Raw genomic sequence first — 26264 nt, forward strand, 5'->3', positions numbered from 1 at the left:
GGGTTCAGAACGGCAGGTCCATGTCCTTGGGCAGGCCCATGCCCTCGGTCAGCTTTCCCATTTCCTCTTTGGCGCGTTCGGTGGCCTTGGTCTGGGCATCCTTGATGGCGGCAAGGATAAGATCCTCGACCACTTCCTTGTCATCGGCATTGAAGATCGACGGATCGATATCCAGGCCCTTGAGTTCGCCCTTGGCGGTGCAGGTGGCCTTGACCAGCCCCGCACCGGATTCGCCGGTCACGGTGACGCGGTGCATTTCCTCCTGCAGCGAGGCCATCTTTTGCTGCATTTCCTGTGCGGCTTTCATCATCTTGGCCATGTCGCCCATCTGGCCCAGTCCTTTGAACATTTGTTTTCTCCGGTGTGTTGGTGTTTGTTTCGCTTTAGATACGGGTCTGGCGGGACCGCGACAAGGGGTGATGGCCGGGTGGTTTGCCAGGTCCGGACCCTACGAAAATTCTGCGAATTTTCAGGGCGCAGGTGCAGACGGAAAGGGTCGCTGCATCAGTCCTCTTCAAACGGATCCCATTCGTCGTCCACTTCAGGCAGAGCTTCGGCCTGAGCCACGGCGGCCTGTTCTTCAGGCGTGCGGATCTTTGTGATTTTCGCCTTGGGAAAAACTGCCAGAACTGCCTGCACCATCGGGTGTTCGGTGGCGCGGGCCCGAAGCGCCAGTTCCGCCGCATCGCGTTTTTCGGCGATGGTTTCACTGCCGCCTTCGTTTACCAGTGTGACTGCCCAGCGATTGCCCGTCCAGCGTTGCAGGGCACTGCCCAACCGCTGCGCCAGATCGCCCGGCGCAGTGTCGGTGGGGTGGAATTCGATCCGGCCGGGCTGATAGGCGACAAGGCGCACGCAGGTTTCAATCTCGACCAGCAGCTTCACATCGCGGTTGGCACGGATGAGTTCGATCACATGTTCAAAAGTCGGATAATGCGCCAGCGCCTGTTCAGCATCTGTGGCCAGAGCAAGCACCTGACCATTCCCCGATGCGCCTGGCCTTGAGGTGCCTGAGTGGGCGGGGGGCGCGAAAGGCGCCTGCGCCGACTGGGCTTGTGGTGATGCCGCCCTTGTGCCGCCCGGATTTGGCGGTGGTGGCGGCATGTCACGCAGTTTGCGCACAAGTTCTTCGGGGCTGGGCAGGTCGGCCACATGGGTAAGGCGGATGATTGCCATTTCAGCGGCCATCATCGCGTTGGGGGCGGCTGCAACCTCGTCCAGTGCCTTGAGCAGCATCTGCCAGGTCCGGGTCAGCACCCGCATCGGCAGGGCGGTGGCCATTTCCTGCCCTCTTGTGCGTTCATCGGGGTTGATGGTGGGGTCGTCGGTAGCTTCGGGGGTAATCTTGACCACGGAAATCCAGTGAGTGATCTCGGCCAGATCGCGCAGCACCGCCATCGGATCGGCGCCGTCGGCATATTGGCTGGAAAGCTCGGTCAGTGCGCCAGCCGCATTGCCCTTCATGATCAGATCAAACAAGTCCAGCACCCGGCCGCGATCAGCCAGCCCAAGCATGGCACGGACCTGTTCGGCAGTGGTTTCGCCGGCACCGTGGCTGATCGCCTGATCCAGCAGGGATGTGGCATCGCGGGCCGATCCTTCGGCGGCCCGGGTGATCAACGCCAGTGCGTCATCGCTGATTTCGGCGCCTTCGGCCGTCGCGATCTTGCGGATCAGCGCGATCATTACCTCTGGTTCGATCCGGCGCAGATCGAACCGCTGGCACCGTGAGAGAACCGTCACAGGTACCTTGCGGATCTCCGTGGTGGCAAAGATGAATTTCACATGTTCTGGTGGTTCTTCCAGCGTCTTGAGCAGCGCGTTGAACGCACTGGTCGACAGCATGTGGACCTCATCGACAATGTAGATCTTGTAACGTGCACTGGCTGCACGGTAATGCACCGAGTCGATGATTTCGCGAATATCGCCGACGCCTGTCCGGCTGGCGGCATCCATTTCCATCACATCGACATGGCGGCCTTCCATGATGGCGACACAATGTTCGCACTGGCCGCAGGGTTCAGTCGTGGGGCCGCCCTGACCATCGGCACCAATACAGTTCATGCCTTTGGCAATGATCCGCGCAGTGGTGGTTTTTCCGGTGCCGCGAATGCCAGTCATAATAAAGGCCTGAGCGATCCGGTCTGCCTGAAATGCATTCTTGAGGGTGCGCACCATTGCATCCTGTCCGACCAGATCGGCAAAGGTTTCAGGCCGGTATTTGCGGGCAAGCACCTGATAGTTGGGTTTGTCGGTCACGCGGTCAGCCTGTGCAAGGGAATCGTCCCCAACAGCCTATGGGCTGGCTGGTCCAAGGTCCAGAGAGCCCGACCGTTGCGAAAGCCATCAAGCCGGGTTTCCCCGGTTGAGGTCTGGTTTTCAAAAGGGCATCCAGTGAATTGCCGGTCAGACATTTTGGGGCCTGATCATGTGATCGTGTGTCCATTTTTTCAGGTGCCGCCGTGCTTTCGGTAGGCTTTGTTGATGTTGACACCCCGACGAGGACCAACCTCTGGAGTGAGGTATGAATTTGGCTAGGCAGAAAAATGTGAAAAGGTATATGCTGAGGGCATTGTGTATCCGGGGAGATGTTACATGCGCTTAAGGGGTGTTCGTGGTAGCAGGAACGTCGAGGATCGCCGACGGATGGGTGGCGGCGGCAAGGCTGGCATTGGCGGTATCGGGCTGCTGGTGGTGCTGGCCCTGGGTTATTTTACCGGAATCGACGTGACACCTTTGCTGCAGGGGCAGCCCCAGGCAACCCAAAGTGGCGGCTTGCGCGACCTGTCTGAACAGGAACAACAAGCGGCCGAGTTTTCAACCCGCGTTCTGGCAACCACCGAAAAAGTCTGGTCCGACCTTTTCCCCCAACAGTTGGGCCGCGAGTATCGCCCGCCCGTGATGGTGCTGTATTCCGGTGTCACCCAAAGCCCCTGCGGCAGCGCCTCGGGGGCGACCGGACCGTTTTATTGCCCGGCTGATCGCAAGGCGTATCTCGACACCGAGTTTTTCGGCACGATGTCGCGGCAGCTGGGGGCCAAGGGAGATTTTGCAGCGGCCTATGTAATCGCCCACGAAGTGGCGCATCATGTCCAGAACGAACTGGGCATCCTGCCGGAAGTGAACAAGCTCCGCCAGGCCGTTGGCAAGGCAGGCGCTAATGCGCTGACCGTGCGGCTGGAGTTGCAGGCCGATTGCCTGTCGGGTGTCTGGGCCCGTTCGGTTGGCGAACTTCTTGAGCCCGGAGATCTGGAAGAGGCGCTGAATGCCGCGCGCATGATCGGGGACGACCATTTGCAGAAACGCGCAGGCCAGGTGCCGCGCCCGCATACCTTTACCCATGGTACGTCCGAACAACGCTCGCGCTGGTTTGCGACCGGCTATCAGACTGGTGATGCCGGACAGTGCGATACCTTCAGCACCAATCAGCTTTAGGCGCGGCTGGTCGTGGCCGATTTTGCAATCCATGCGTTGCCGGTGGCCCGGGGTATTCTGGCGCTGTCGCCCTTGCCCGGGCGCGGTGGGCAGTATGCCGATGACCTGAAGCTTCTGCGTAACTGGCAACCCGGGCTGGCGATCTCGATGACAACCCGGGCCGAGATGGTGGCACACGGTGCGGAAAATCTGGGCATGGACCTGCAAGACATGGGCACAAGGTGGGTGCATCTGCCGGTGGAAGATTTCAGTATCCCCGATCCCCTTGTCGCAGAAGCCTGGCATGCCGCCAGCACTGGCGCACTGTCAGCACTTGAGGGGGGCGGGCGGGTTCTGATCCATTGTAAGGGCGGCAGTGGACGTTCGGGCATGGCGGTATTGCGACTGATGATTCAGGCGGGTGAAGACCCGGCCGCTGCACTTAAGCGCCTGCGTACCATCCGCCCTTGCGCCATCGAGACCGTTGCGCAGATGCAGTGGGCATGGCGGGGGTAGATTTACGCCAAACCCCACTTCTGGCCAGATCAAGCGTAGGGGTGTCCAGGACGGTGCTGACAGTTTTGATCCTTGCCAAATTGTTGGGATTGCTGCGGTTCCAATTGTCCTGAGCTGCGGGAAAAGGAAGAACATTGCCCCCGCATTCCCCGTCAGGCCTGCCCAGCGTAAAAAACCCGCAACATCAATCGAGCCCGGGCGTTTTGACTGATTTTAGTTATCCAGCAATAAGCCGAAATGCTTTAGCCAACGTTTGCGAGGCGGATCTCATTTCTGCATGGCGAGATTCCCCTGACGCTTTCCCACGCGAGAGGCGAAATATTATCAGGCTCCCCTAGGGGGTAAGCTTCTGTTTTTCGGAAAATCTGGAGCGGGTGATGAGATTCGAACTCACGACATTTACCTTGGCAAGGTAACGCTCTACCCCTGAGCTACACCCGCATCCTTGGGTGAGGCGTGAGATATAAACTCTGGCGCGGGGCTGCAAGAGGAAATCGTACTGGCGTGCAAAGTTTTTTGATAACAAGGTGCGGACGATTGAAAATAACGACCAAAGGTGAGGTTGTACAGGATATCGGATGGCATGCTAACCTGCGCTTCGTGGTCGTGACCCCGAAAAATCGCGCCCGAACAAAAAGGGAGGAATGTAATGACAGTTTATTTAATCGCAGACGTGAAGGTGACCGATGATTCGTGGATTCCGGATTATGCCGCGAGTGTGCACGGCATAGCGGAGAAACATGGTGGCAAATACCTGTCCCGCAGTGCCAATATCACTACGCTTGAGGGCACGCCTCTTGATACCACTGTCATTGCGCTGATTGAATTCCCCTCTAAGGAAGCTGCAGAAGCCTTTGCTGGAGACCCCGAATATGCGCCTTTTGCCAAGGCCCGTCAGGCTGGCAGCGTCAGCAAATTGTTTGTTATTGATGATAGCGATGCCACTGGTGGCATTCCCTACCTGCCCGCAGGCTGATCAGGCATTGATTTGAAACTATTGCGATGGGTACGGGGTAAACATCGTCCCGCTGGCATACTCACACAAACGCCCTGAAGGGGCGTTTGGGCTATTTGGCGACGGGTTGGTTATGTTTACTGGCTGAAACGCAGTGCCATTTCGACATAGATAAGAGTTGACGAAAGAAGCAGTAAGCATGCGAACAAAAATGCACGGCGTTTGGGTTTAGGGGCGACGCGTCTGGTCATGCGATCAAAAGGCATGGTCATGAAAACTCTCCCTTTTTCTGCCGCACCGGAGGGTGCAATGATGCAACTCATAGTAGTCTTTGCGGGGCCATCACGCAACAAGGGTGACAGGTATCGGCGGGGATATGCCAATCGCACATCAAAAACCCCCGGCGCCGTTGTTCGGCGCCGGGGGCAATTTTGCAGTGCCCTGTTGTCAGAGATTACCGCGCGACATCTCTGCTGCTATATGGTCAGCCTGACGGATGGCCAGGGCGACGATGGTCAGTGTCGGGTTTTCCGCAGCCCCGGTGGTAAATTGCGAACCGTCCGAGACAAAAAGGTTCTCAATGTCATGGGTGCGGCCATTGCGGTTCACCACGCCGTCGCGCGGGTTCTCGGACATCCGGTTGGTGCCAAGGTTATGCGTTGACGGGTAGGGCGGTGTCGGGAAAGTGCGCGTCGCCCCAACTGCGTCATAAATGGCTGCACCCTGCGTATAGGCATGGTTGCGCATCGCGATGTCATTGGGGTGGTCGCTGAAATGCACATTCGCAACCGGCATGCCAAACTGGTCCTTCACATCATGGTTCAGCGTCACACGGTTGGTTTCCTGTGGCATGTCCTCGCCCACGATCCACATGCCAGCCATGTTTTCGTAAGCATCCAGCGCGGTTGTAAATTCGCGTCCCCATCCACCCGGATCAAGGAAGGCGGCCATGAAAGGCAGGCCAAGGCTGAGCGTTTCCAGTTCATACCCGCCGACAAAGCCGCGGCTTGGGTCATGGCGCGCCTCGTCCTGGATGATCCCGGCCATGGTGGTGCCGCGCCACATCCTGACGGGTTTGTCAAACACGCCGTAAACCGAGCCGGTCATGTGGCGCATGTAGTTGCGGCCCACCTGACCCGAGCTATTGGCCAGCCCGTCAGGATACATCGACGTGGCCGAATTGAGAAGCAACCGGGGGCTTTCGAACGAGTTGCCGGCCACGCAAACCGCGCGCGCCATTTGCTTGTGCTCATTACCATCGGCATCGGCATAGACAACGCCGTTGACCTTGCCATCCTCACCATGCTCGATCCGCAGGACATGGGCCTTTTCGCGGACTTCAAGGTTACCGGTCGCTTCGCCGCGCGGGATGTCCGTGTAGGCGGCTGACCATTTGGCGCCCCATTTGCAGCCCTGAAAACAGAAACCGGTTTGCTGGCAGGCCATGCGGTCGTCATAGTCGGCACTGTTGATTGCCATACGGCCTGTGTGAACTTCTTCGTAGCCCAGCTTTTTCGCACCCGCCTCCAGCACCTTGTAGTTATTGTTGCCTGGCAGGCCCTCGCGACCTCCGGTGCGGGTCACGCCCAGCTTGGTTTCGGCCAGTTCGTACCATGGGTCCATTTCAGCGCGGTCAATGGGCCAGTCCAGAAGGCTGGCACCCTGAACCTCGCCGTAGTTGGTCTTTGCCTTCCACTCGTGTTCCTGAATGCGCAGGGAGGCCCCCGCCCAATGGGTGGTGGTGCCGCCCACCGCCTTGACGATCCAGGCCGGCAGGCCGGAAAAATCCTTGGCGACACGCCAGTCGCCTGACGTGGTACGCGGGTCAAGCCAGGCCAGTTGGCCGAAACTTTCCCACTCGTCGTTGACGTAGTCTTCGGGTAGGTAGCGTCCGCCCGCCTCAAGCGCCACAACGCTGACGCCGCGTTGGGCCAGTTCGTTGGACAGAACGCCGCCGCCGGCGCCGGTGCCGATTACGACGATTACGCTGTCATCTTTCAGATCAAATGGTGCAGCCATAGTATTTCCTCCTCAGTTGGCTATGGCTTAAAGCCAGTTGATATCGTTGAAACCACGGTCGATGTAGCCGCCCTGGGAATAGGATTCGCCCTCGTAGCCAAACAGCGGCCAGACCGCTTTCTGGTTATAAAGGCCTGTCACCAGGCCGCCGCGAATCTGCTGGAAGAACGGGCTGTCTTCCAATGCGCGCAGAATATCCACGCGGTCGCGTTCCCATCCGATTGACAGATAGTCGGCGTAGCCCTTGCCTTGGGCTGCTGCATTCAGCCCGGCGATGCCGGTCTCAATGCCGGGGGCGGCCTCGGGCGTGTCATAGCCTTTTACGGCAACGGCATAGAATTCGTCCGCCACATGATCATGCGGGTAGATGTCGCGTGCCATCTGGATCAGCGTGGCCATGGTTTCAGGCTTTAGGGCTGTGGTTTCAAGCGCCCAGGCCGCATCGGCCCCGGCAACAAAGCCTGCGCCGACCACCAACGTGGCCCCCGCGGCCATGCTGCGCGACAACAGTTCGCGCCGCGTCAAGCCTTTCTGTAATGCGTCGTCCATTTCATTTCCTCCCTATATTTCAGTCGTTTGTATGAGCTATTTAAAGCGCCCGCCGCGTTGCAGGACCTCGATCTCATAGCCATCCGGGTCAGCGACAAAAAAGAATTTACCGATGAGTTTGCCATCGGGCGCGAACTCCACGATCTTGCGGGGGTTCAGCCCTTCAGCCTCAAACCTGGCATGCTCGGCATCCAGATCTTCGACCAGAACGGCAAGATGGCCATAGCCATCACCCAGATCGTAAGGCTCGGTGCGATCCTTGTTGATTGTCAGTTCAACCTCAAAAGCGCTTTCGGAATTGCTCATGTAGACAAGTGCGAATTTTTCGAAATCCAGCTTGTCAGCCACCTCAAGGCCAAAGGCCCTGTTGTAAAAATCGACTGACCGCGCCTCGTCCAAAACGCGGATCATGCTGTGAATGGTTTTGGCCATTGCGTCCTCCGGACTGTTATTGGTCCGGAAAGCTTACCGCGCGGCGGTTGGCTTGGGTAGTAAACGGTTACTACGTTGCGAAGGAATTCTATTCTGCAGCGATTTGCGCAGCGTCAGCCGGCATCGCGACCTCTTGTGGCACAAGGCAGGTGCAGCGCAAAAGCGAGGTGAAATTCTTGGGTTCGCCATGCAATTCCAAAACTTCGGAATGCAGTTTCGACACAAACGCAGGGGTCGTCAGGCCTTCGCTTTCGGCGATATCATCCAGGATTCCCCAAAAGGATTTTTCCAGCCGGATGCTGGTGCTCTGACCATTCAGGCGCATCCGGCGGGTTTCAAGTGAATAGCGTTCCGGGTCCTGTCCGGCAAAAATTCTGCACATATCTGATCCTCCCTTGCCCAAAACACAGGCTTGCCCGCGCCTTGCGGCAGATATCCATCACATCACATCATTGCCAATTTTTCAAGATTGGGAAAGCCTGACAAACGGTTAAACTTTTGTGCGCCGGCGTTTCTGGCGTAAAAGGTTCAGGACCTCAACCGCGCCACCAAAGACCATCGCGGCGTAGATAAAGCCACGTTCAACGTGGAAATGAAACCCGTCTGCCACCAGCGCCATGCCCACCATCAGCAGAAAGGCCAGTGCAAGCATTTTGGTGCTGGGATGCGCCTCGACAAAGTCGGCGATGGGGGTGGCGGCGACCATCATTACCACAATGGCCACCACCACGGCGGCAATCATTACCTCAAGATGATCAGCAATGCCCACCGCGGTAATCACGCTATCGACGGAAAAGACCAGATCCAAAAGCATGATCTGCAAGACCACGCCAATGAAAACAGCCTCGGCCACGCGTTCTTCTGCAGTGTGCAGGTCATCGCCCTCAACCTCGTCAAAGATTTCGGTGCTTGCCTTGTAGATCAGGAACAGCCCGCCCAGCAAAAGGATCACATCACGCCACGACACGGCCCATCCAGACACAGTGGCAAAAGGCTCGGACATGCTGACGATCCACGAGATCGAGAAGAGCAGTGCAATCCGCAGGATCAGGGCGCCTGCAAGCCCCAGAATTCGGGCTTGTCGGCGCTGCTCGGGGGGCAGTTTTGCGGCGGCAATCGAAATGAAAATCACGTTGTCGACGCCCAGCACAATTTCAAGAATTGTCAGGGTCAGGAAAGACGCCCAGACAGCGGGGTCTGAGAAAAGTTCGATCATTTGCGACCCCGTTGCGGATTAGATCAGGGCGTGACCAACATTGGCCAGTGCCGCCAGTATAAGCATCAGCAATGTCAGTGCCATCCCTGACTGGCGCATCAAAATGTTCTGGGGCGTCAAACCCAGACCAACAGCGTGCAGTATCCGGCCAATCAAAAGCATCAGACCCAGCAGATGGACCACCCACACGGGCGCCCCCTGAATTTCAGCCATGGCCAGCAGCAAAAGACCAATGGGCGCGTATTCGGCACAATTGCCCTGCACCCGGATGCGTTTGCGCAGCGCCTTGTCATCACCATCGCCCACCGAAACCTTTGCCTCGAACCGGCCCTGAACGACCTGGACACTGAGGTATACGAAAAGCAGACCGACAAGCCCTGCATAAAGGGGAGTGATCGAAAGAGTCATCTGGTCCTGACTTCCCTAATTGTAAATTGAAATTTCAGTTTCAGGCAGGGTGAAGTCTTCGGTGTGCACGACGATGCCGTCGTCATCCAGCAGCAACAGACCATAGGCACCGGGCTCGTCCACTGCCAGGCTGGAATCCTGGTATCCCAGGGCCATGGGCATCTGGTGACAGGTGCTTTTGAAAATGGCTGTGGGAATGCCGCCGGCACTGCCCAAAATGGTGCGGTGCACATGGCCGCTTATGATCTGGGCAATATTGCCATGCGCCGTGAGGCGGGTAATCATCTCGGCCCGGTTATGAAATCCGATCCAGTCCATGCCTTTGAATCCGGTCAGGATTGGCGGGTGATGTGTGAACACGGTTATGCGCCGGTCGGGGGCGTCGGCGAGTGTCTTTTCAAGCCACTCCAGCCGATGGGCGCACATATGGCCGCTGTGCGTGTCGTCGGCCTCTTCGTTCTGGGTGTCCAGCAGGATCAGGCGATCATGGCCGATGTCGACCACCTGTTGAATATAACCGCCCTCGGTGATCGGTGTCTCGGGGAATACCTCCAGAAAGGGCTGGCGCCGGTCATGGTTGCCCACCATCAGGTGGACGGGCAGGGGGCAGTTTTCAAGCACTGTTCGCAGGCGCTTGTATTCATCGCGGTGGCCATTATGCGACAGGTCACCGGTGATGATGATCCGCTCGGCATCCGCATGGTTTTTCAGCGCATGACCCAGACCCATTGCAAACCTCTCGGCCGGGTCCAGCCCGATGATGGTTTCACCCTCGGGCACAAAATGAATGTCCGTGAAAACCAGAAGCTTTTTCATTCCTGCGCCTCCAAAAAAGAAATGACGCGCGAACCTTATTGGATTCGCGCGCCGTTAAAAGGCGAAATGTCTGGAAAGGCCGCTCAAAAGGTATTTGAGTGCCCGCCTTTCAGAAGCGGATGAGCCGCCCCCGGATCACTCCAGTTCTACCAGCAGATCCTTGGCGTCGATTTGCCCGCCTGCATGTACATGAACGGCTTTGACCACCGCATCACGTTCGGCATACATTCCGGTCTCCATCTTCATCGCTTCGATCGTCAGCAGCAGGTCATCGGCTTTCACCTCTTGTCCTACCGTGACGGCAACGCTGGCCACCACGCCGGGCATCGGGGCGGCAACGTGATTGGGGTTGCCCTGCTCGGCCTTTGGCCGCTGAGCGGTCTGCGATTTGACCAGACGGTTTGGTACCCGGATCACGCGGGGCTGGCCATTGAGTTCGAAGAACACCTTCACCTCGCCGTCGTCCGTGGTTTCGCCCACGGCCTGCAGGCGGATTTCAAGGATCTTGCCGGGGTCGATCTCGACGCTGATTTCCTCGCTGGGTTCCATGCCGTAAAAGAACGTGCGTGTCGGCAGGGTGCGCACCGGGCCATAGCTGCGGTGGCGGCCCATGTAATCCAGGAAAACCTTGGGATACATCAGATAGCCGTTCAGATCCTCGTTATCTACGGCCTTGCCTTCAAGCTCTTTGCTCAGCTGCGCCCGGGTGGCCTCAAGATCAATGGCGCTCAGATGTTTGCCAGGGCGTTCGGTATTGGGCTTTTCGCCTTTCAGCACCTTAGCCACAATCGTGTCGGGAAACCCGCCCGGAGGCTGACCGAGATTGCCGCGCATCATGTCGATCACCGAGTCCGGAAAGGCGACATCGGTTTCAGGGTCTTCCACCTGGGCGCGGGTCAGGTTCTGACTGACCATCATCAGCGCCATGTCACCAACCACCTTCGAACTGGGTGTAACCTTTACGATATCACCGAACATCTGGTTGACGTCCGCATAGGTGCGCGCCACTTCAGGCCAGCGTTCTTCAAGGCCCATGCTACGGGCCTGAGCCTTGAGGTTGGTGAATTGCCCGCCGGGCATTTCGTGCAGGTAAACTTCGGATGCTGGCGCGGCAAGGCCGCTTTCAAACGCCACATATTGCGCGCGCACCTGCTCCCAGTAATCCGACATCTCGCGTATGCGTTCGATGCTAAGGCCGGTATCGCGGTCAGTATGGGCCAGTGCCTCGACGATCGAACCCAGACAGGGCTGTGACGTGCCGCCCGAAAACGCATCCATCGCAGCGTCTACCGCATCCACACCCGCATCGGCGGCGGCCAGAATGGTGGCACCTGCAATGCCGCTGGTATCGTGGGTATGGAAATGCACCGGAATATCCAGTTCGTCCTTCAGCGCCTTGACCAGTACCTTTGCCGCAGCAGGTTTCAGCAGGCCAGCCATATCCTTGAGGCCCAGAATATGCGCCCCTGCGGCCTGTAGCTCTTTGGCCATGCCGACATAATATTTAAGATCATATTTGGCGCGGTCCGGGTCCAGAATGTCTCCGGTGTAACAGATCGTCCCCTCACAAATGCGGCCCGTGTCATTTACCGCATCCATCGCAACGCGCATGTTTTCCACCCAGTTCAGGCTGTCAAAGACACGGAACACATCAACGCCGGTTGCCGCCGCCTGACGCACAAATTCCTGCACCACGTTGTCGGGATAGTTGGTATAGCCCACGCCATTCGAGGCCCGCAGCAACATCTGCGTCAGCAGGTTGGGCATGGCGCGGCGCAGATCGCGAAGCCGCTGCCAGGGGCACTCCTGCAAGAACCGGTAGGCCACGTCAAATGTCGCGCCTCCCCAGCATTCCACGCTGAACAACTGTGGCAGATTGGCGGCATAGGCCGGGGCCGCCTTGACCATGTCGATCGAGCGCATGCGCGTCGCCAGCAGGCTCTGATGTCCATCGCGCATGGTTGTATCGGTCAGCAACAACTGCTTTTGCGCCAGCATCCAGTCGGCTACTGCTTTGGCACCTTTTTCCTCCAGCAGGGTTTTGCTTCCGGGTTGTACGTCGCCCTGTTGCTTGGGGGGGCGGGGCAGTTTCACATCGGCGGATGGCTCGGCCCGGCCCTGGGTCTCGGGGTGCCCGTTGACGGTGATATCGGCGATATAGGTCAGCACCTTGGTGCCCCGGTCGCGCCGCTTGGTAAATTTGAACAGCTCGGGCGTCTCGTCAATGAACTTGGTGGTATATTCGTTCGACAGGAACGTGGGATGCTTCAGCAGGTTCTCGACAAAGGCGATGTTGGTCGAAACGCCACGGATGCGAAATTCGCGCAAGGCGCGGTCCATCCGGGCAATCGCCCCCTCGGGCGTCTGCGCATGAGCCGTAATCTTGACCAGCAGCGAATCATAAAACCGCGTGATCACACCGCCGGAATAGGCCGTGCCGCCATCCAGCCGGATGCCCATGCCCGTGGCCTCACGAAACGCGGTGATACGGCCGTAATCCGGGATGAAATTGTTCTGGGGATCCTCGGTTGTGATCCGTGTCTGGATGGCATGACCGTTCAGCGTCACCTCTTCCTGCGACTTCTTGCGGGTCGCCTCGGTCAGGGTCTTGCCTTCGGCGATCTTGATCTGGGCCTGCACGATATCAATGCCGGTCACTTCCTCGGTGACGGTATGTTCGACCTGCACGCGCGGGTTCACTTCGATGAAAAAGAACTGGCTCGTGTCCATATCCATCAGAAATTCAACCGTGCCAGCGCACTCATAGCCGACGTGTTTGCAGATCTTGTAACCCAGCTCGCAGATTTCTTTGCGTTGCAACTCTGTCAGATATGGGGCGGGCGCCCGCTCGACCACTTTCTGATTGCGGCGCTGGACCGAACAGTCGCGCTCGAAAAGATGGTACATGTTACCATGTTTGTCGCCCAGCACTTGTACTTCCACATGGCGCGCGCGGATGATCATCTTTTCCAGATAACCTTCACCATTGCCAAAGGCCGCTTCGGCCTCGCGCCGGCCTTCCAGCACCTTTTCTTCCAGCTCTTCGGGTTTGGTGATCGGTCGCATTCCGCGCCCGCCGCCGCCCCAGCTGGCCTTGAGCATCAGCGGATAACCGATCTTGGCCGCCTCGGCGCGGATCGCGTCCATGTCATTTCCCAGCACCTCGGTGGCCGGGATTACAGGGACACCGGCTTCAATAGCCACGCGGCGCGCGCTGGCCTTGTCGCCCAGTTCGCGCATGGTTTTGGCCTTGGGGCCGATAAAGGTGATGCCGTTGGCGTCACAGGCATCCACGAAATCAGGATTTTCGCTCAGCAGACCATAGCCGGGATGAATCGCATCCGCTCCGGATTGCTTGGCCACGCGGATAATTTCGTCAATCGACAGATAGGCCGCCACCGGCCCCAGACCTTCGCCAATCCGGTAAGCCTCATCGGCCTTGAAGCGATGCAGGCCCAGCTTGTCCTCTTCGGCAAAAACCGCGACCGTGCGTTTGCCCAGTTCATTGGCAGCCCGCATGATGCGAATTGCAATCTCGCCACGGTTGGCAATGAGGATTTTTTTGAATTCCGGCACGGGCCTGTCCCCCCTTCGTCTTTGAAGACATGTGTCATTGGCAGGCGCGCTCAGGCGACGAAAATTGCCGCAACGCAGCGCAACCTTTGCTGTCTTGTAGGATTTGTGAAAGGATTCCGCAATCCGGCATACTGGGTATTCACCCTGCAGGGACATTTCCTGCCTGAGCGGGTAGGCGGGCTACCCGTCCGGGATAATCCGCTGCCGTACCTCTTGCAGTCTGGCGGTTCCCAACTGACCCATATTCGCCTCAAGATCGGCGCGCAGGATATGGGCCAGATGGTTCGGCCCGCCCGCCCCAAGCGCGGCCAAAGCGTAGTGCCAGGCACGCCCCAGCATGACAAAATCCGCCCCAAGAGCAATGGCGCGCAGGATATCAAGGCCGCCTTCTATGCCACCATCCAGGATGATTGGCAGATCAGTTGCGGCCCGTATTGAGGGCAAAACCTCGATCGTGGCAGGGGCCGCATCAAACTGCCGACCGCCATGATTCGAAATCCAGATGGCGTCCATGCCTTCGGCCTGCAGCTGTTTTGCATCTTCGGCGCGCAACACCCCCTTGACCACCATCGGCCCCTCCCAGGCATCGCGCAGCCAGCGCAGGTAATCCCAGTCGGGCGAGGTGCGCAGCAGATAGCCGGCGTGCTTGTTGGACGGCAGGCCTTTGGTTTCACCGGCATAATCATCAATCATCCGCATCCGGGGCATGCCACGCTGCGCCATCCCCATGGCCCAGACCGGGCATTGCGCCACCTGTGCCATCAGGCGCGGCGTCAGCCGGGGAGGTTGCGTCAACCCAGATCTGGCCTGACGTTCGCGCCTGCTGCCAACGGGGACATCGACGGTCAGCACCAGCACGTCAAACCCTGCCGCCCGCGCCCGGTTCAGCATATCGCTGCGAATCTCGGGGTCGCGCGGTGGATACATCTGAAACCATGCGTTTTCACCCAGATGCGGGGCCACGTCCTCGGGTGTCTGGCTGGCAACAGTCGATAGGGTATAGGGAATGCCCAGATCAGCCGACGCTTTGGCCAGCAACCGCTCGGCATCCGGCCAGATCAGCCCCGACATGCCCACCGGTGCGATGCCGACCGGCAGCGCCATATGCTGTCCCAGCAGTTCAACGCTGACATCCGGCTCAAACTCGCCGTGCAGAACGGACGGCATCAGCCGCACACAGTCCAGTTGCGACCGGTTGCGCGCCTTGGTGGCCTCAACCCCGGTGCCACTATCCAGATATTCCCAGACAAACAGGGGCAGACGCCGCTTTGCGCGGGCGCGCAGATCGGACAGGGCAGGGTATCGGCTGTTCAGGTCCATTCCTGCATTTGCCGTGCAAATCAGGTTTTTGTCCAGATGTGCTTGGCTGTGCCGCAACGTTTAATCACGCAGGTCATCGTCAAAATCGTCTTCATCCGCAAACAAGTCGGGGCGCGCCGCAGCAATCGCCCCGTTCAATTGGTCATAACCTTTGTAAATGTTACTTCACTTGATCGCGCGTGTTCCAGAAATTCCATTTACCTGCCTCAGGGCTGAGGTGCGACGTCGATACAACCGCTTACCGACGGTAGTAAAATGGCTTGATCCGCCCAATATCGCGTCATCGCCTCAAGGTGGGAACACAGTGTGAACATCTCTTTAACTTTTGTCTTGCCCGCGCTATCGTCCCGGTCATGAGCAGTTTCGACGAATCCGACGCCTTTGAAGGCGCATCACTGGCCGCGCGCGCCCTGGCAGCCCGGCCTGCGCCTTATCTGAATGATCTCAATCCCGAGCAACGCAAGGCGGTTGAAACCATGGATGGCCCGGTGCTGATGCTGGCTGGCGCCGGCACCGGCAAAACCAAGGCGCTGACCACCCGCATCGTGCACCTTCTGAACACCGGCCGTGCCCGGCCTAATGAAATCCTTGCGGTGACCTTTACCAACAAGGCCGCGCGCGAGATGAAAGAGCGTGTCGGTCGCATGCTGGGCCAGTCGATTGAGGGCATGCCGTGGCTGGGCACCTTTCACTCGGTCTGTGTCAAACTTCTGCGCCGCCACGCTGAACTGGTTGGCCTGAAATCCAATTTCACCATTCTGGACACTGACGATCAGTTGCGCCTTTTAAAGCAACTGGTCAGTGCAGCGGGTATCGACGACAAACGCTGGCCTGCCCGCGCACTGGCGGGTGTCATCGACAACTGGAAAAACCGCGCCTGGACCCCTGATAATATTCCCGCGTCCGAGGCCGGGGCCTATAACGGCAAGGCACCCGCGCTCTACAAACTTTACCAGACCCGCCTGAAAGAACTGAACGCCGTCGACTTCGGTGATCTGCTCTTGCATGTTGTCACCATCTTTCAGCAACACGATGACGTTCTCCAGCAATATCAGCGCTGGTTCAAATATATCCTTGTGGACGAATATCAGGATACCAACGTCGCCCAATATCTCTGGCTTCGCCTGCTGGCGGCGGGGCACAAGAACATCTGCTGTGTCGGCGACGACGATCAGTCAATCTATGGCTGGCGCGGGGCCGAAGTGGGCAATATCCTGCGGTTCGAGAAAGATTTCCCCGGTGCGCACGTTGTCCGACTGGAACAGAACTACCGCTCAACCCCGCATATCCTTGCCGCCGCATCCGGCGTCATCGCGGGCAACAAGGGCCGACTGGGCAAAGAGCTTTGGACCGACGCGCAGGATGGTGAAAAGGTCCGCCTGATCGGCCATTGGGATGGCGAGGAAGAGGCCCGCTGGATCGGTGAAGAAGTCGAATCGATGCAGCGCGGCACCCGCGGCCTGCGTGCGTTTTCTTTGGACGAAATGGCCATCCTCGTGCGCGCCAGCCACCAGATGCGCGCCTTCGAAGACCGTTTCCTGACCATCGGCCTGCCGTATCGCGTTATTGGAGGCCCGCGGTTCTATGAACGCATGGAAATCCGCGACGCCATGGCCTATTTCCGGCTGGTGACCTCGCCCTCGGACGATCTGGCGTTCGAGCGTATCGTCAACACCCCCAAACGCGGCCTTGGCGACAAGGCGCAACAGAAGATGCAACTCGCTGCGCGGCAAAATGGCGTGCCCCTGGCCCAGGGCGCCCGCATCCTGCTGGATCAAAAGGGGCTAACCGGCAAGGGGGCCACAGAACTGGCCAAACTGCTGGACGGGTTGGATCGTTGGGGCCGCATGACCGGCGACAATGCAATCAGTCACATGGAACTGGCCGAGATCATCCTGGATGAATCCGGCTATACCGAGATGTGGCAAAACGACAAAACGCCCGAGGCCCCGGGCCGCCTTGAGAACCTCAAGGAACTGGTCAAGGCCTTGGAACAGTTCGAAAACCTGCAAGGTTTCCTCGAACATGTCAGCCTGATTATGGACAACGACAGCGGTGAGGCCGGCGAGAAAATCTCGATCATGACCCTGCACGCCGCCAAGGGGCTGGAATTTCCCGCCGTCTTCCTGCCGGGGTGGGAGGACGGCCTGTTTCCCTCGCAACGCTCAATGGACGAAAGCGGGTTGAAGGGCGTCGAAGAAGAACGCCGCCTTGCCTATGTCGGCATCACCCGCGCCGAGGAACTGTGCACCATATCCTTTGCCGGAAATCGCCGCGTCTACGGCCAGTGGCAAAGCCAGATGCCCTCGCGTTTCATTGACGAGTTGCCCGAGGACCATGTCGAGGTCCTGACCCCGCCCGGCCTTTACGGCGGCGGCTATGGAGCGGCGGCAATGGACTCCTCCATTGAGGCGCGCGCGGCTGAGGCGAACGTCTACAACTCCCCCGGCTGGCGTCGGCTTCAGGCCCGCTCCGGTCAACGCGCCACGCATCAACCCGCCGAGGCCCGCAATAGCGTGATCGATGCAACGGCTGTCAGTAGCCACACCATGGGCGAGCGGGTTTTCCACCAGAAATTCGGTTATGGCGCGATCATCGGCATCGAGGGTGACAAGCTTGAGATCGACTTTGAAAAGGCCGGCGTGAAAAAGGTCGTTGCGCGGTTTATTTCAGGGGCCGACGACATCCCGTTTTAGACCGGGCGACGTACCCCTTAGGGTTGGTGAAATCCACGCATCGCCGGTTGCCCCCAAAATCACCGCTTGCGCGACTCTTTTCACTGCGCCAAAGTCAAATCTCCAAGGTGCCGCCTTTCGGGGTGGAGAATTGGGAAGCCGGTGAAATTCCGGCGCTGCCCCCGCAACGGTAAGGATGGGGGATGCCGCAACCAGCCACTGGGCCGCAAGGTCTGGGAAGGCGCTGCATCCAGAACCCCGCCAAGCCCGGAAACCAGCCCTGGAACACGACGTCAAGCCGCGGGGGGCGGTGCGGGCGGATGGCTGGCACGCATGCCCCCTCATCCCTCGTTTCCCATCCCCGCCCCATACGGCCCGGGGTGTGGCCGAGGAGAAAAAAAGATGAATATTTCCCGTATTTTGCGCGATCTGGAAGATGTTGATGCCAGCGGCCCCGCGGCGCAGGCCGCCGCACGCCTTGGTTTTCTGGAATGGGCCTTTTCCAGTGCCGAGGCAACACCTCAGGCCGCCTGCCGTGCGCTTGAAGATCCGGCTACGCAAAAGGCCCAAAGTGCGGCCGCGCAGGCTTTTGTCAGTTATCTGCATGAGGCGACCCTGACAATTGCGCCGCGGCGGCGCAAATCCCGGCTTCACTGAGCCGCCTCCAGCAGGGCAAACAGACGCAAATCCCGCGTCGGATTAAGCTGTGCCACCCAGCCGATTCGCCCGGCCAGATGCGCCCGGAACCTCGGATCATGCAGCCGGTGATCATCAGGTTGGGCGCAGGCATGCAGGATTGCTTTCAGCCGGGCATAGTCTGCCCTTGGAACGTTCAGGTGCCGGTCCACAACGATGCCGGTCACCTGTTGGCGCTCACCCGCGCGCAGCGATGTGATGGATTTCTCGATGCCTGCGGGTAACCGCCGGGTCAATGCCCACCTGATGCCTTCCTCACTCCATTCCGAATGAGCCAGTGTCTGTGGCAGATTGCGCGCCAAAGTGGCCAGCGCCATGTCATGGGGCGGTTGCAACGGCACCATGCAGCCCTGGCGGGCGCAGGCCACTTGCCGATTTCCCGACGGCTAGCCCAAAGAAGTGGGGTTAGGTTGCAGAAATAAAAAAACGGCGACGCCAGGGAGGAGGAGAGGCGCCGCCGTTCATTTGTACGTCCGGCCCAGGGAGGAGGAGAGGGCCATTCGCAATCTTCTGTCGGGCCAGTCTGGCCCGGTCTTTAGGCGGCGGCGGTATCAGGGAGGAGGAGAGACACCGCCGCCGTTTACAAGTGACCCAGGGAGGAGGAGAGACACCGCCGCCGTTTACAAGTGACCCAGGGAGGAGGAGAGGATCACTTGATCTCTGATTTACGCGCTCTTGCCGTAGACGGCCTCGGACGCAACGCGGCGGACTTCGCTGCGATGCATGCCCAGATCGGCCAGTTCAGCTGCGCCAAGTGCCGAAAGTTCCCTGACGGTCCGGCGGTAGGCACGGTAGTCAGCAGCGCGTTGCAGCAGGGCATAGATCGCGGCGCTGAAATCTTCGCTCAGGCCACGGGTGGCGCTGGTTGTGTTGGTTGCAAATGCCATGGTCAGGCTCCTTGCGTCGGATGTTGCATCAGTTGGGGCGGTGATAGTTTGCCGCCTCGGTTGTCATGAAGATACGTCGATGCTGCGAATGCACAATACCCCGTTGTGTCAATGCTGCTATGCAGCAAATGCATAAGCAATGTTGACCTAAGGTTAAGCAATAGTTGCATTATTTAGGCAGTTTTGAGACGGGCCTTGCCCCTGCGAAAAAAACTGCCACCTATTGCGGAAGCAATGATGAGGTATTTTACATGGCACCGACGCGGGCACAGATTGAACAGAAACTTGCACGGCTCGAATTGCCGGATGGTGGCAACCTGATCTCGCGCGACATGGTGCGTGCGTTGACGGTCGACGGGGGCGACGTGCGATTCGTTATCGAGGCGCCATCCCCTGATCTGGCCCGTCGGATGGAACCTTTGCGCGCGGCTGCCGAACGTGCCGCCCTCTCGGTTGATGGGGTGACCCGTGCCACTGCCGCACTCACGGCTCACGGTCCGGCAGCTGCGGCCAAGGCGCCTCCCGGTCTTAAACTGGGCGGTCATCCGAAGGGTGGGAATGAACCGATAAAACCTGTCGGCGTGAAATCCATTCTCGCGATTGCCAGCGGTAAGGGCGGTGTGGGTAAGTCCACCGTTTCGTCCAACCTGGCCGTGGCGCTGGCAAAGCAGGGCCGTCGCGTTGGCCTACTGGATGCCGATATCTATGGGCCAAGCCAGCCACGCATGATGGGGGTCAGCCAACGCCCGGCCAGCCCCGATGGCAAGATCATTGAACCCCTGCATGCCCACGGTGTCACCTTGATGTCGATCGGGCTGATGCTGGAGCCGGACAAGGCCGTGGTCTGGCGCGGTCCGATGCTGATGGGGGCACTGCAACAGATGATGTCTCAGGTGAACTGGGGCGAACTGGACGTGCTGATCGTCGATCTGCCCCCCGGCACCGGCGACGTGCAACTCACACTTTGCCAACGTGCCGCCCCGACCGGTGCCATTATCGTTTCCACGCCTCAGGACGTGGCGTTGCTGGATGCGCGCAAGGCGATGGATATGTTCAATACGCTCAAGACACCCGTTTTGGGCCTGATCGAGAACATGTCGACGTTTCATTGTCCCAATTGTGGGCATGAGACGCAGATTTTTGGCCACGATGGCGTGCGCGTCGAGGCAGAAAAACTGGAACTGCCGTTCCTTGGCGCCCTGCCGATTGACCTTGAAACCCGGCTGGCAGGTGACGCGGGAACGCCGGTTGCTGCAGGGGACGGGCCTGTTGCCCAAGCTTATGCGCAGTTGGCGGACCGGTTGGTCAAGGGTGGTCTGGCTTAGTAAGGCGCCAAGATGGCGACCAACCCCATTTGCCGGGCTGCTGCAATCGACAGGACACCGGTCTGCAGCCCCTGTGGTGCCTGATAGCTGTACACAGCAGCACTGGTTTGGGTGCCATATTCGCCGGTGACAGGACCAGCATACAGGTTTCGCGCTTTCAGGGCCCGCTGTAACGAGGCGATAAATTCCGGTGTCAGCACTTCTCTACAGGGCGTCTCAAACCAGATGTCTTTGCGCGCTTCGAAATCGCTTTCCTGAAGTTCTGCATCGTCGGCTGCCGGTTTGACATCACTGCCATTTGTCCCCGAACTTGATGGAATTTCCCACATCCTGCCGGTTAGGGGGGCGCCTGCGTCCGGTATGCTGCTTTTTTCCCAGCATGTGCCGGGACGCGGATATTGCGGTTCCTGATCAAGCAGTTGCACCACCTCAGGCTTGAACGGGCGAGGCAGGGCGCTTTGACAGGCCGCAAGAACAAGGGCGGTCAGAAAAAGAGGGGCGGGACGGATCATGGCACTCGTGACGTAAAGGGTTTGTTTGGGGCAACCTAAGGGAGTTCCGCAAAATGTGTAATCGGTTTTTGTCTCGTCCGTTGCAACACATTACGACCGGCACTTCACAGCCGTTCTTTCCCTGTGGCAGGCCGACCGAGCGTTTGAAGTTGAACAAAGACCGAATATGGATATTTAACACCTATTCTTTTTGCGATAAGTCGCAAATGGGCTGGTCTGATCCAAAGGGCTTGGCTAGGAACCTGAGAAGCGTTGAATGAAGCGGAGTGTGCGACCCATGGCGAAAATCACTTATATCGAGCATAACGGCACCGAACATGTGGTCGAGGTTGCCAATGGCCTGACCGTGATGGAAGGCGCGCGCGATAATAATATTCCTGGTATCGAAGCCGACTGCGGCGGTGCCTGCGCCTGCTCTACCTGCCACGTCTATGTCGATCCGGGCTGGGTTGAAAAACTGCCCGCCAAAGATGACATGGAAGAGGACATGCTCGATTTCGCGTATGAACCCGATCCCGCCCGCTCGCGTCTGACCTGCCAGATCAAGGTTACCGATGCGCTGGATGGCCTTGTGGTGCAGATGCCCGAAAAACAGATCTGATGCGCCTGGCCGCCTGTCTGCTGGCGATAGGCCTTGGTGGACCGGCGCTTGCCTGCGACTATCCCGGCCCGCCGCCCGGTAGCCTCGAGGCCCGAGCAGAGACCGGTGATATTCTCTGGGCTGGCTATTCTGACGCCACGGACCGCTATGGCCATGGCATTCTAGGCGACGTTTGGGAGGCAGGCGGTCTACGGGTCAGCACCGGTATGAATGGGCCGTGTTCGCTTTCGATTATCCTGCCGCGGCATTCTGTCTTTGAGGATACCGGACCGCGGATCGTGGATCTGGACGGTGACAACCGCAACGAGGTGATCGCGGTGGAAACCCATCGCAAGACCGGTGCCGCGTTGGCGGTTTATGGGCTTCGTAACGGGCGGCTGAGAAAAATCGCTGCCACGCCGAATATCGGCCACACCCACCGCTGGCTCGCCCCTGTCGGAGCGGCAGATCTCGACGGTGACGGCCATGTTGAGATCGCTTATATCGACCGTCCTCACCTGGCAAAGACCCTGCGTATCTGGCGCTACCGCAAGGGCCGACTGGAACATGTCGCCGACCGGTCCGGCATGACAAATCACAAGATTGGCTGGGATCACATCCCCGGCGGCATCCGCGACTGCGGCACCGGCCCAGAGTTGATCACCGCCGACGCAGACTGGCGCCGCATCATGGCCAGCACCCTTCACGGCGGGCAGATCACCAGCCGCGCAGTCGGCCGCTACACCGGCCCCGACAGCCTCAACGCCGCTCTGACCTGCCCCTGACTTTCATTTTTCCAAAAATACTCTGGGGGTGTGGGGGTGAAATCCCCACGCCGGTCGGATTGCGCCTGCGCAATTCGAAACCTTCTACAGCGCCCGCCAGCCGATATCGCTGCGGCAAAACCCTTCGGGCCAGTCAATCCGGTCAACCATCGCATAAGCCCGCACTGCGGCTTCTGACAGGCTTGCCCCGCGTGCCGTCACGGCCAGAACCCGGCCCCCCGTGGCCACATATTGCCCATCCTTGTGTGCCGTGCCAGCATGAAAAACCATGTTGAAGCTATCCTCGGGCAGGGCTTCCAGGCCTTTGATCACGCTCCCCTTATCGTAATCTCCGGGATAGCCATTCGCCGCCAGAACCACCGTCAGCGCATGATCATCGGCCCAGTTCACCTGTGCACTCTCCAGCCGCGCTTCTGCCGCTGCCTGCAACAGATCCAGCGCCTGCGCGCCCAACCGCATCATCAGCACCTGGCACTCCGGATCGCCAAACCGCACGTTATATTCCACCAGCCTTGGCTGGCCGTCCTTGATCATCAGACCAACAAACAGGATCCCCTGAAACGGCGTGCCGCGCCGCGCCATCTCGGCCAGCGATGGGCGCACGATCTCGTCCAGCGCCTTGCGCGTTACCTCATCTGTCATCACCGGGGCAGGTGAATAGGCGCCCATGCCGCCTGTATTGGGCCCGGTATCGCCTTCGCCCACACGCTTGTGGTCCTGTGCGGTTCCAAGGGGCAGGGCGGTCTGCCCATCACACAGCACAAAGAACGAGGCCTCCTCGCCCTCCATGAATTCTTCAACCACCACCTCGGCCCCGGCGCTGCCAAATTCGCCGCCAAACATGTCGTCAATCGCGGCCAGTGCCTGATCCACAGTCTCGGCCACGATCACGCCCTTGCCCGCCGCCAGCCCATCCGCCTTGATCACGATCGGGGCACCCTGCGCCTCGACATAGGCCCTGGCCGAGGCGGCATCGGTGAAATGACCATATCCGGCCGTTGGTGCCCCCGCCGCGTCACAAATTTCCTTGGTGAAACTCTTGCTCGCCTCCAACTGTGCCGCCGCAGCCGAGGGCCCGAACACCAGTAAACCCGCCTCGCGCAGCCGGTCTGCCACGCCAGCAGCCAGTGGCGCCTCGGGGCCGACAATCACGAAATCCACAGCGTTTTCATCGCAGAAATTCGCCACCGCCCCGCCGTCCATGATGTCCAGGCTGGCGCATTCCGCGATCCCGGCAATCCCGGCGTTGCCCGGTGCCACGATCAGCTTGTCGCATTTGGGGTTTTGCATCACCGCCCAGGCCAGCGCATGTTCACGTCCGCCCCCCCCGAGGATCAAGATATTCATGGTGCGCTCTCCCACTTGGCCTTAGATGCCCTGCGTTCTAAGGTGGCGCAAAGCCAGACACAAGGTGCGCGTATGTCCGATCTGATTGACGATCCCACTCTCGGCGAAAACGCCCCTGAATTTTCGGTGTCCGACCTTTCCGGTGCGATCAAACGGATGATTGAAGGCGAATTTTCCCATGTCCGCGTGCGTGGCGAGGTGGGCCGCGTCTCGCGCCCCAGGTCAGGCCATGTCTACCTTGATCTCAAAGATGACCGCTCGGTGCTGGCGGGCATTATCTGGAAGGGTGTGGCCAGTCGTCTTGCCGTGCAACCCGAAGAGGGGATGGAGGTGGTCGCGACTGGCCGTCTCACTACCTTCCCCGGCCAGTCGCGTTATCAGATCGTGATCGAGGATATGAAACCGGCCGGTATGGGCGCGCTTATGGCCATGCTGGAAAAGCGCAAGGCGCAACTTGCCGGTGAAGGGCTGTTTGATCCCACCCGCAAGCAACCCATCCCCTACCTGCCAGAAATCATTGGTGTTATCACCTCGCCCTCGGGGGCTGTGATCCGCGATATCCTGCACCGCCTGCGTGACCGGTTCCCGCGCAAGGTGCTGATCTGGCCTGTGGCCGTGCAGGGTGAAAAATGCGCGCCCGAGGTGACCAATGCTATTCGCGGGTTCAACGCCTTCACGCCCGGCGGCGCCCTGCCGCGCCCTGATCTTCTGATCGTGGCACGTGGCGGTGGCAGTATCGAAGACCTCTGGGGGTTCAATGAAGAATCCGTTGTGCGCGCGGCCGCTGACAGCGATATCCCTCTGATTTCCGCCGTCGGGCATGAAACCGACACCACGCTGATCGACTATGCCTCGGACAAACGCGCGCCCACCCCCACCGCTGCGGCCGAACTGGCGGTGCCGGTGCGGCTCGATCTGCTTTCCTGGCTTGATGCTCAGTCGGGCCGCCTGACCCATGCGCTGACCTCTGGTATCTCCCTGCGCGGCCAGCGCCTGCGGGATCTGTCCCGCGCTCTGCCGCGGGCCGATACATTGCTTGATACACCCCGTCAGCGGCTTGATGCCTGGTCTGATCGTCTGCCTGCGGCCCTGATCCGCTCGGTTCAGACACGGCGCGTGCGCCTGTCCGAATCCGCGGGCGCCCTGCGACCGGGTCTTCTGCGCCGGGCCCTCGACGGCGACCGTCACAGGCTTGAAAGTACCGCTGCCCGGCTGAACGTTCCAGCGCTTTGCCGCGACATTGATCTAAAAAAGCGCGACCTTGACCGGCTCGCGATTCGCCTGTCCGAGGTTGCAACCCGTCAGATGCGTGGCTGGCACGACCAGGTCGAATCCATGGATCGCCTGCGCGAAACACTCGGGTACAAGGCCACGCTGGCGCGCGGATATGCCGTGGTGCGCGGCGATGGCGATCTGGTGACATCCAAAGACGCGGCATCGCAGGCGTCCAGCCTTGAGATCGAGTTTGCCGATGGCCGCCTTTCTGTTGGCCAGGCAGGCACCCAGGCCCGAAAGGCACCAAAATCCAAAGCGCCTCCTCCGGATCAGGGTAGCTTGTTCTGAGGGGTTTGTTTTTTCATCTTGCCGAAAATATCCCCGCCGGAGGCATCGGTGCTTTCAGCGGGGTAACTTGGAAAAAAGATCGCTAAGTGACATTCTAAGCCCAAAAAATGCGGTTAACTGGCATATTTTGGTTGAATTAGTATATCTTAGGCGCCCACCTCGGGCCCGAGGCACATTAAAGGTTCAGGCGATTTTTCAACCTCATAGATATCAACGTTGTCCGGGTTATTTTCAAATCTTGCCACCAACCCGCCACCTTGCCGGATAAAACTCCAACATTGCGGGTCTGGGTGGGTTTCATAGATGAAACAAATCATACCGGCCTCTTCATACCAGCTACCTTCCTGACATCTGCCATCCAGAAAGGACCAGCGCACGCGCCGGCCATCCAGATATTCCTCGCCGCCATAAGGCTGGCCGATTCTGCCGTAGTAAAACGTGTGACCCCGCGTGTAGGCGTCAAATTCGGCTGCTGTCATTGTTGACTGTGCACCGGACACCGTCGCGGCGAAAATCAGAAAGGGCAAAAGTTTCAAAATGCGCATAGGACAAGTTTGCCAGATGCAACCCTGCCAGACCACCCACATTCAAAGACATCGGCACAAGCCGGCAGTAAACCGGCAATACCGATGGTGAAATGGCAAAGATCGGTGAATTTTGCCAAGCCTCAACG

At 59.1% G+C, this 26264-nt stretch carries 25 protein-coding genes, 1 tRNA gene and 1 riboswitch; of the genes, 9 read left to right on the forward strand and 17 right to left on the reverse strand.

Going from position 1 to position 26264, the window contains the following annotated elements:
* Positions 1–4: 4 nt before the first annotated feature.
* Positions 5–349 (reverse strand): YbaB/EbfC family nucleoid-associated protein, encoded by a 345-nt coding sequence (locus PEL8287_RS06845; protein WP_085891641.1) that lies wholly within the window; start codon positions 347–349, stop codon positions 5–7.
* A gap of 155 nt (positions 350–504) precedes the next feature.
* The gene (locus PEL8287_RS06850) at positions 505–2259 is read right to left on the reverse strand and encodes a DNA polymerase III subunit gamma/tau (protein ID WP_085891642.1); all 1755 of its coding nucleotides are present in this window, start codon (positions 2257–2259) and stop codon (positions 505–507) included.
* 336 nt (positions 2260–2595) lie between these two features.
* Here PEL8287_RS06850 and ypfJ point away from each other — a divergent pair, with 336 nt between their 5' ends.
* Both ypfJ and PEL8287_RS06860 read left to right on the forward strand, forming a co-directional pair.
* Positions 2596–3435: a KPN_02809 family neutral zinc metallopeptidase gene (ypfJ, locus tag PEL8287_RS06855; RefSeq protein WP_085891643.1), complete on the forward strand. Its 840-nt coding sequence runs from the start codon at positions 2596–2598 to the stop codon at positions 3433–3435.
* A 12-nt stretch (positions 3436–3447) separates the two neighbouring features.
* On the forward strand, positions 3448–3930 hold the full coding sequence (locus tag PEL8287_RS06860; protein WP_139837719.1) for a phosphatase domain-containing protein: 483 nt from the start codon (positions 3448–3450) through the stop codon (positions 3928–3930).
* A 366-nt stretch (positions 3931–4296) separates the two neighbouring features.
* Here the strand turns inward: PEL8287_RS06860 and PEL8287_RS06865 are convergent.
* Positions 4297–4371, reverse strand: a tRNA-Gly gene (locus PEL8287_RS06865).
* Between the two features lie 208 nt (positions 4372–4579).
* Between PEL8287_RS06865 and PEL8287_RS06870 the strand changes: the two genes are divergently transcribed.
* Positions 4580–4906 (forward strand): DUF1330 domain-containing protein, encoded by a 327-nt coding sequence (locus PEL8287_RS06870; protein ID WP_085891645.1) that lies wholly within the window; start codon positions 4580–4582, stop codon positions 4904–4906.
* Between the two features lie 426 nt (positions 4907–5332).
* On the opposite strand, the gene PEL8287_RS06875 is transcribed toward PEL8287_RS06870, so the two are convergent.
* The 9 genes from PEL8287_RS06875 to PEL8287_RS06915 all read right to left on the reverse strand — a co-directional run bounded on the left by PEL8287_RS06875 (position 5333) and on the right by PEL8287_RS06915 (position 15221).
* On the reverse strand, positions 5333–6904 hold the full coding sequence (locus PEL8287_RS06875) for a GMC family oxidoreductase (RefSeq protein WP_085891646.1): 1572 nt from the start codon (positions 6902–6904) through the stop codon (positions 5333–5335).
* A gap of 27 nt (positions 6905–6931) precedes the next feature.
* The gene (locus PEL8287_RS06880; protein ID WP_085891647.1) at positions 6932–7453 is read right to left on the reverse strand and encodes a Twin-arginine translocation pathway signal; all 522 of its coding nucleotides are present in this window, start codon (positions 7451–7453) and stop codon (positions 6932–6934) included.
* A 36-nt stretch (positions 7454–7489) separates the two neighbouring features.
* On the reverse strand, positions 7490–7885 hold the full coding sequence (locus PEL8287_RS06885; protein WP_085891648.1) for a VOC family protein: 396 nt from the start codon (positions 7883–7885) through the stop codon (positions 7490–7492).
* An 88-nt stretch (positions 7886–7973) separates the two neighbouring features.
* The gene (locus tag PEL8287_RS06890; protein WP_085891649.1) at positions 7974–8267 is read right to left on the reverse strand and encodes a ribbon-helix-helix domain-containing protein; all 294 of its coding nucleotides are present in this window, start codon (positions 8265–8267) and stop codon (positions 7974–7976) included.
* A 108-nt stretch (positions 8268–8375) separates the two neighbouring features.
* Positions 8376–9101, reverse strand: coding sequence for a TerC family protein (locus tag PEL8287_RS06895; RefSeq protein WP_085891650.1), 726 nt, complete (start codon positions 9099–9101; stop codon positions 8376–8378).
* Between the two features lie 18 nt (positions 9102–9119).
* Positions 9120–9509: an MAPEG family protein gene (locus PEL8287_RS06900; RefSeq protein ID WP_085891651.1), complete on the reverse strand. Its 390-nt coding sequence runs from the start codon at positions 9507–9509 to the stop codon at positions 9120–9122.
* Between the two features lie 15 nt (positions 9510–9524).
* A complete protein-coding gene (locus tag PEL8287_RS06905) occupies positions 9525–10325 on the reverse strand; it encodes a phosphodiesterase (protein WP_085891652.1) in 801 nt (266 codons plus the stop codon).
* Positions 10326–10460: 135 nt separating this feature from the next.
* Complete coding sequence (locus PEL8287_RS06910) at positions 10461–13901, reverse strand: pyruvate carboxylase (protein WP_085891653.1); 3441 nt, start codon at positions 13899–13901, stop codon at positions 10461–10463.
* A gap of 180 nt (positions 13902–14081) precedes the next feature.
* The gene (locus PEL8287_RS06915) at positions 14082–15221 is read right to left on the reverse strand and encodes an alpha-hydroxy acid oxidase (protein ID WP_085891654.1); all 1140 of its coding nucleotides are present in this window, start codon (positions 15219–15221) and stop codon (positions 14082–14084) included.
* 353 nt (positions 15222–15574) lie between these two features.
* Between PEL8287_RS06915 and PEL8287_RS06920 the strand changes: the two genes are divergently transcribed.
* Both PEL8287_RS06920 and PEL8287_RS06925 read left to right on the forward strand, forming a co-directional pair.
* Positions 15575–17917: an ATP-dependent helicase gene (locus PEL8287_RS06920; protein WP_085891655.1), complete on the forward strand. Its 2343-nt coding sequence runs from the start codon at positions 15575–15577 to the stop codon at positions 17915–17917.
* An 88-nt stretch (positions 17918–18005) separates the two neighbouring features.
* A riboswitch (cobalamin riboswitch) is annotated at positions 18006–18193 on the forward strand.
* A 105-nt stretch (positions 18194–18298) separates the two neighbouring features.
* Complete coding sequence (locus PEL8287_RS06925) at positions 18299–18553, forward strand: hypothetical protein (RefSeq protein WP_139837720.1); 255 nt, start codon at positions 18299–18301, stop codon at positions 18551–18553.
* Here the strand turns inward: PEL8287_RS06925 and PEL8287_RS06930 are convergent.
* Both PEL8287_RS06930 and PEL8287_RS06935 read right to left on the reverse strand, forming a co-directional pair.
* Positions 18547–18960, reverse strand: a complete 414-nt coding sequence (locus tag PEL8287_RS06930; RefSeq protein WP_139837721.1) for a hypothetical protein — start codon at positions 18958–18960, stop codon at positions 18547–18549. The genes PEL8287_RS06925 and PEL8287_RS06930 overlap by 7 nt on opposite strands.
* A 297-nt stretch (positions 18961–19257) precedes the next feature.
* Positions 19258–19479 (reverse strand): DUF1127 domain-containing protein, encoded by a 222-nt coding sequence (locus PEL8287_RS06935; RefSeq protein ID WP_085891658.1) that lies wholly within the window; start codon positions 19477–19479, stop codon positions 19258–19260.
* A 251-nt stretch (positions 19480–19730) separates the two neighbouring features.
* Here PEL8287_RS06935 and PEL8287_RS06940 point away from each other — a divergent pair, with 251 nt between their 5' ends.
* Positions 19731–20804: an Mrp/NBP35 family ATP-binding protein gene (locus tag PEL8287_RS06940; RefSeq protein WP_085891945.1), complete on the forward strand. Its 1074-nt coding sequence runs from the start codon at positions 19731–19733 to the stop codon at positions 20802–20804.
* On the opposite strand, the gene PEL8287_RS06945 is transcribed toward PEL8287_RS06940, so the two are convergent.
* The gene (locus tag PEL8287_RS06945) at positions 20801–21316 is read right to left on the reverse strand and encodes a peptidoglycan-binding domain-containing protein (RefSeq protein ID WP_085891659.1); all 516 of its coding nucleotides are present in this window, start codon (positions 21314–21316) and stop codon (positions 20801–20803) included. The two genes, PEL8287_RS06940 and PEL8287_RS06945, sit on opposite strands and share 4 nt — an antisense overlap.
* A gap of 277 nt (positions 21317–21593) precedes the next feature.
* Here PEL8287_RS06945 and PEL8287_RS06950 point away from each other — a divergent pair, with 277 nt between their 5' ends.
* Together PEL8287_RS06950 and PEL8287_RS06955 are read left to right on the forward strand one after the other, a co-directional pair.
* Positions 21594–21917, forward strand: coding sequence for a 2Fe-2S iron-sulfur cluster-binding protein (locus PEL8287_RS06950; RefSeq protein ID WP_085891660.1), 324 nt, complete (start codon positions 21594–21596; stop codon positions 21915–21917).
* Positions 21917–22681 carry an FG-GAP repeat domain-containing protein gene (locus tag PEL8287_RS06955; RefSeq protein ID WP_139837722.1) on the forward strand — a complete coding sequence of 255 codons (765 nt, stop codon included), beginning with the start codon at positions 21917–21919 and terminating at the stop codon, positions 22679–22681. The genes PEL8287_RS06950 and PEL8287_RS06955 overlap by 1 nt, the downstream gene beginning before the upstream one ends.
* Positions 22682–22765: 84 nt before the next feature.
* On the opposite strand, the gene purD is transcribed toward PEL8287_RS06955, so the two are convergent.
* Positions 22766–24028 (reverse strand): phosphoribosylamine--glycine ligase, encoded by a 1263-nt coding sequence (purD, locus tag PEL8287_RS06960; protein ID WP_085891661.1) that lies wholly within the window; start codon positions 24026–24028, stop codon positions 22766–22768.
* A 72-nt stretch (positions 24029–24100) separates the two neighbouring features.
* On the opposite strand from purD, the gene xseA reads away from it, so the two are divergent.
* Positions 24101–25591, forward strand: a complete 1491-nt coding sequence (gene xseA, locus PEL8287_RS06965) for an exodeoxyribonuclease VII large subunit (RefSeq protein WP_085891662.1) — start codon at positions 24101–24103, stop codon at positions 25589–25591.
* Between the two features lie 146 nt (positions 25592–25737).
* Here the strand turns inward: xseA and PEL8287_RS06970 are convergent, their stop codons facing one another.
* Positions 25738–26136: a hypothetical protein gene (locus tag PEL8287_RS06970; RefSeq protein ID WP_085891663.1), complete on the reverse strand. Its 399-nt coding sequence runs from the start codon at positions 26134–26136 to the stop codon at positions 25738–25740.
* Positions 26137–26264 lie beyond the last annotated feature (128 nt).

This window comes from Roseovarius litorisediminis, assembly GCF_900172295.1.
GTDB classification, from domain to species: domain Bacteria; phylum Pseudomonadota; class Alphaproteobacteria; order Rhodobacterales; family Rhodobacteraceae; genus Roseovarius; species Roseovarius litorisediminis.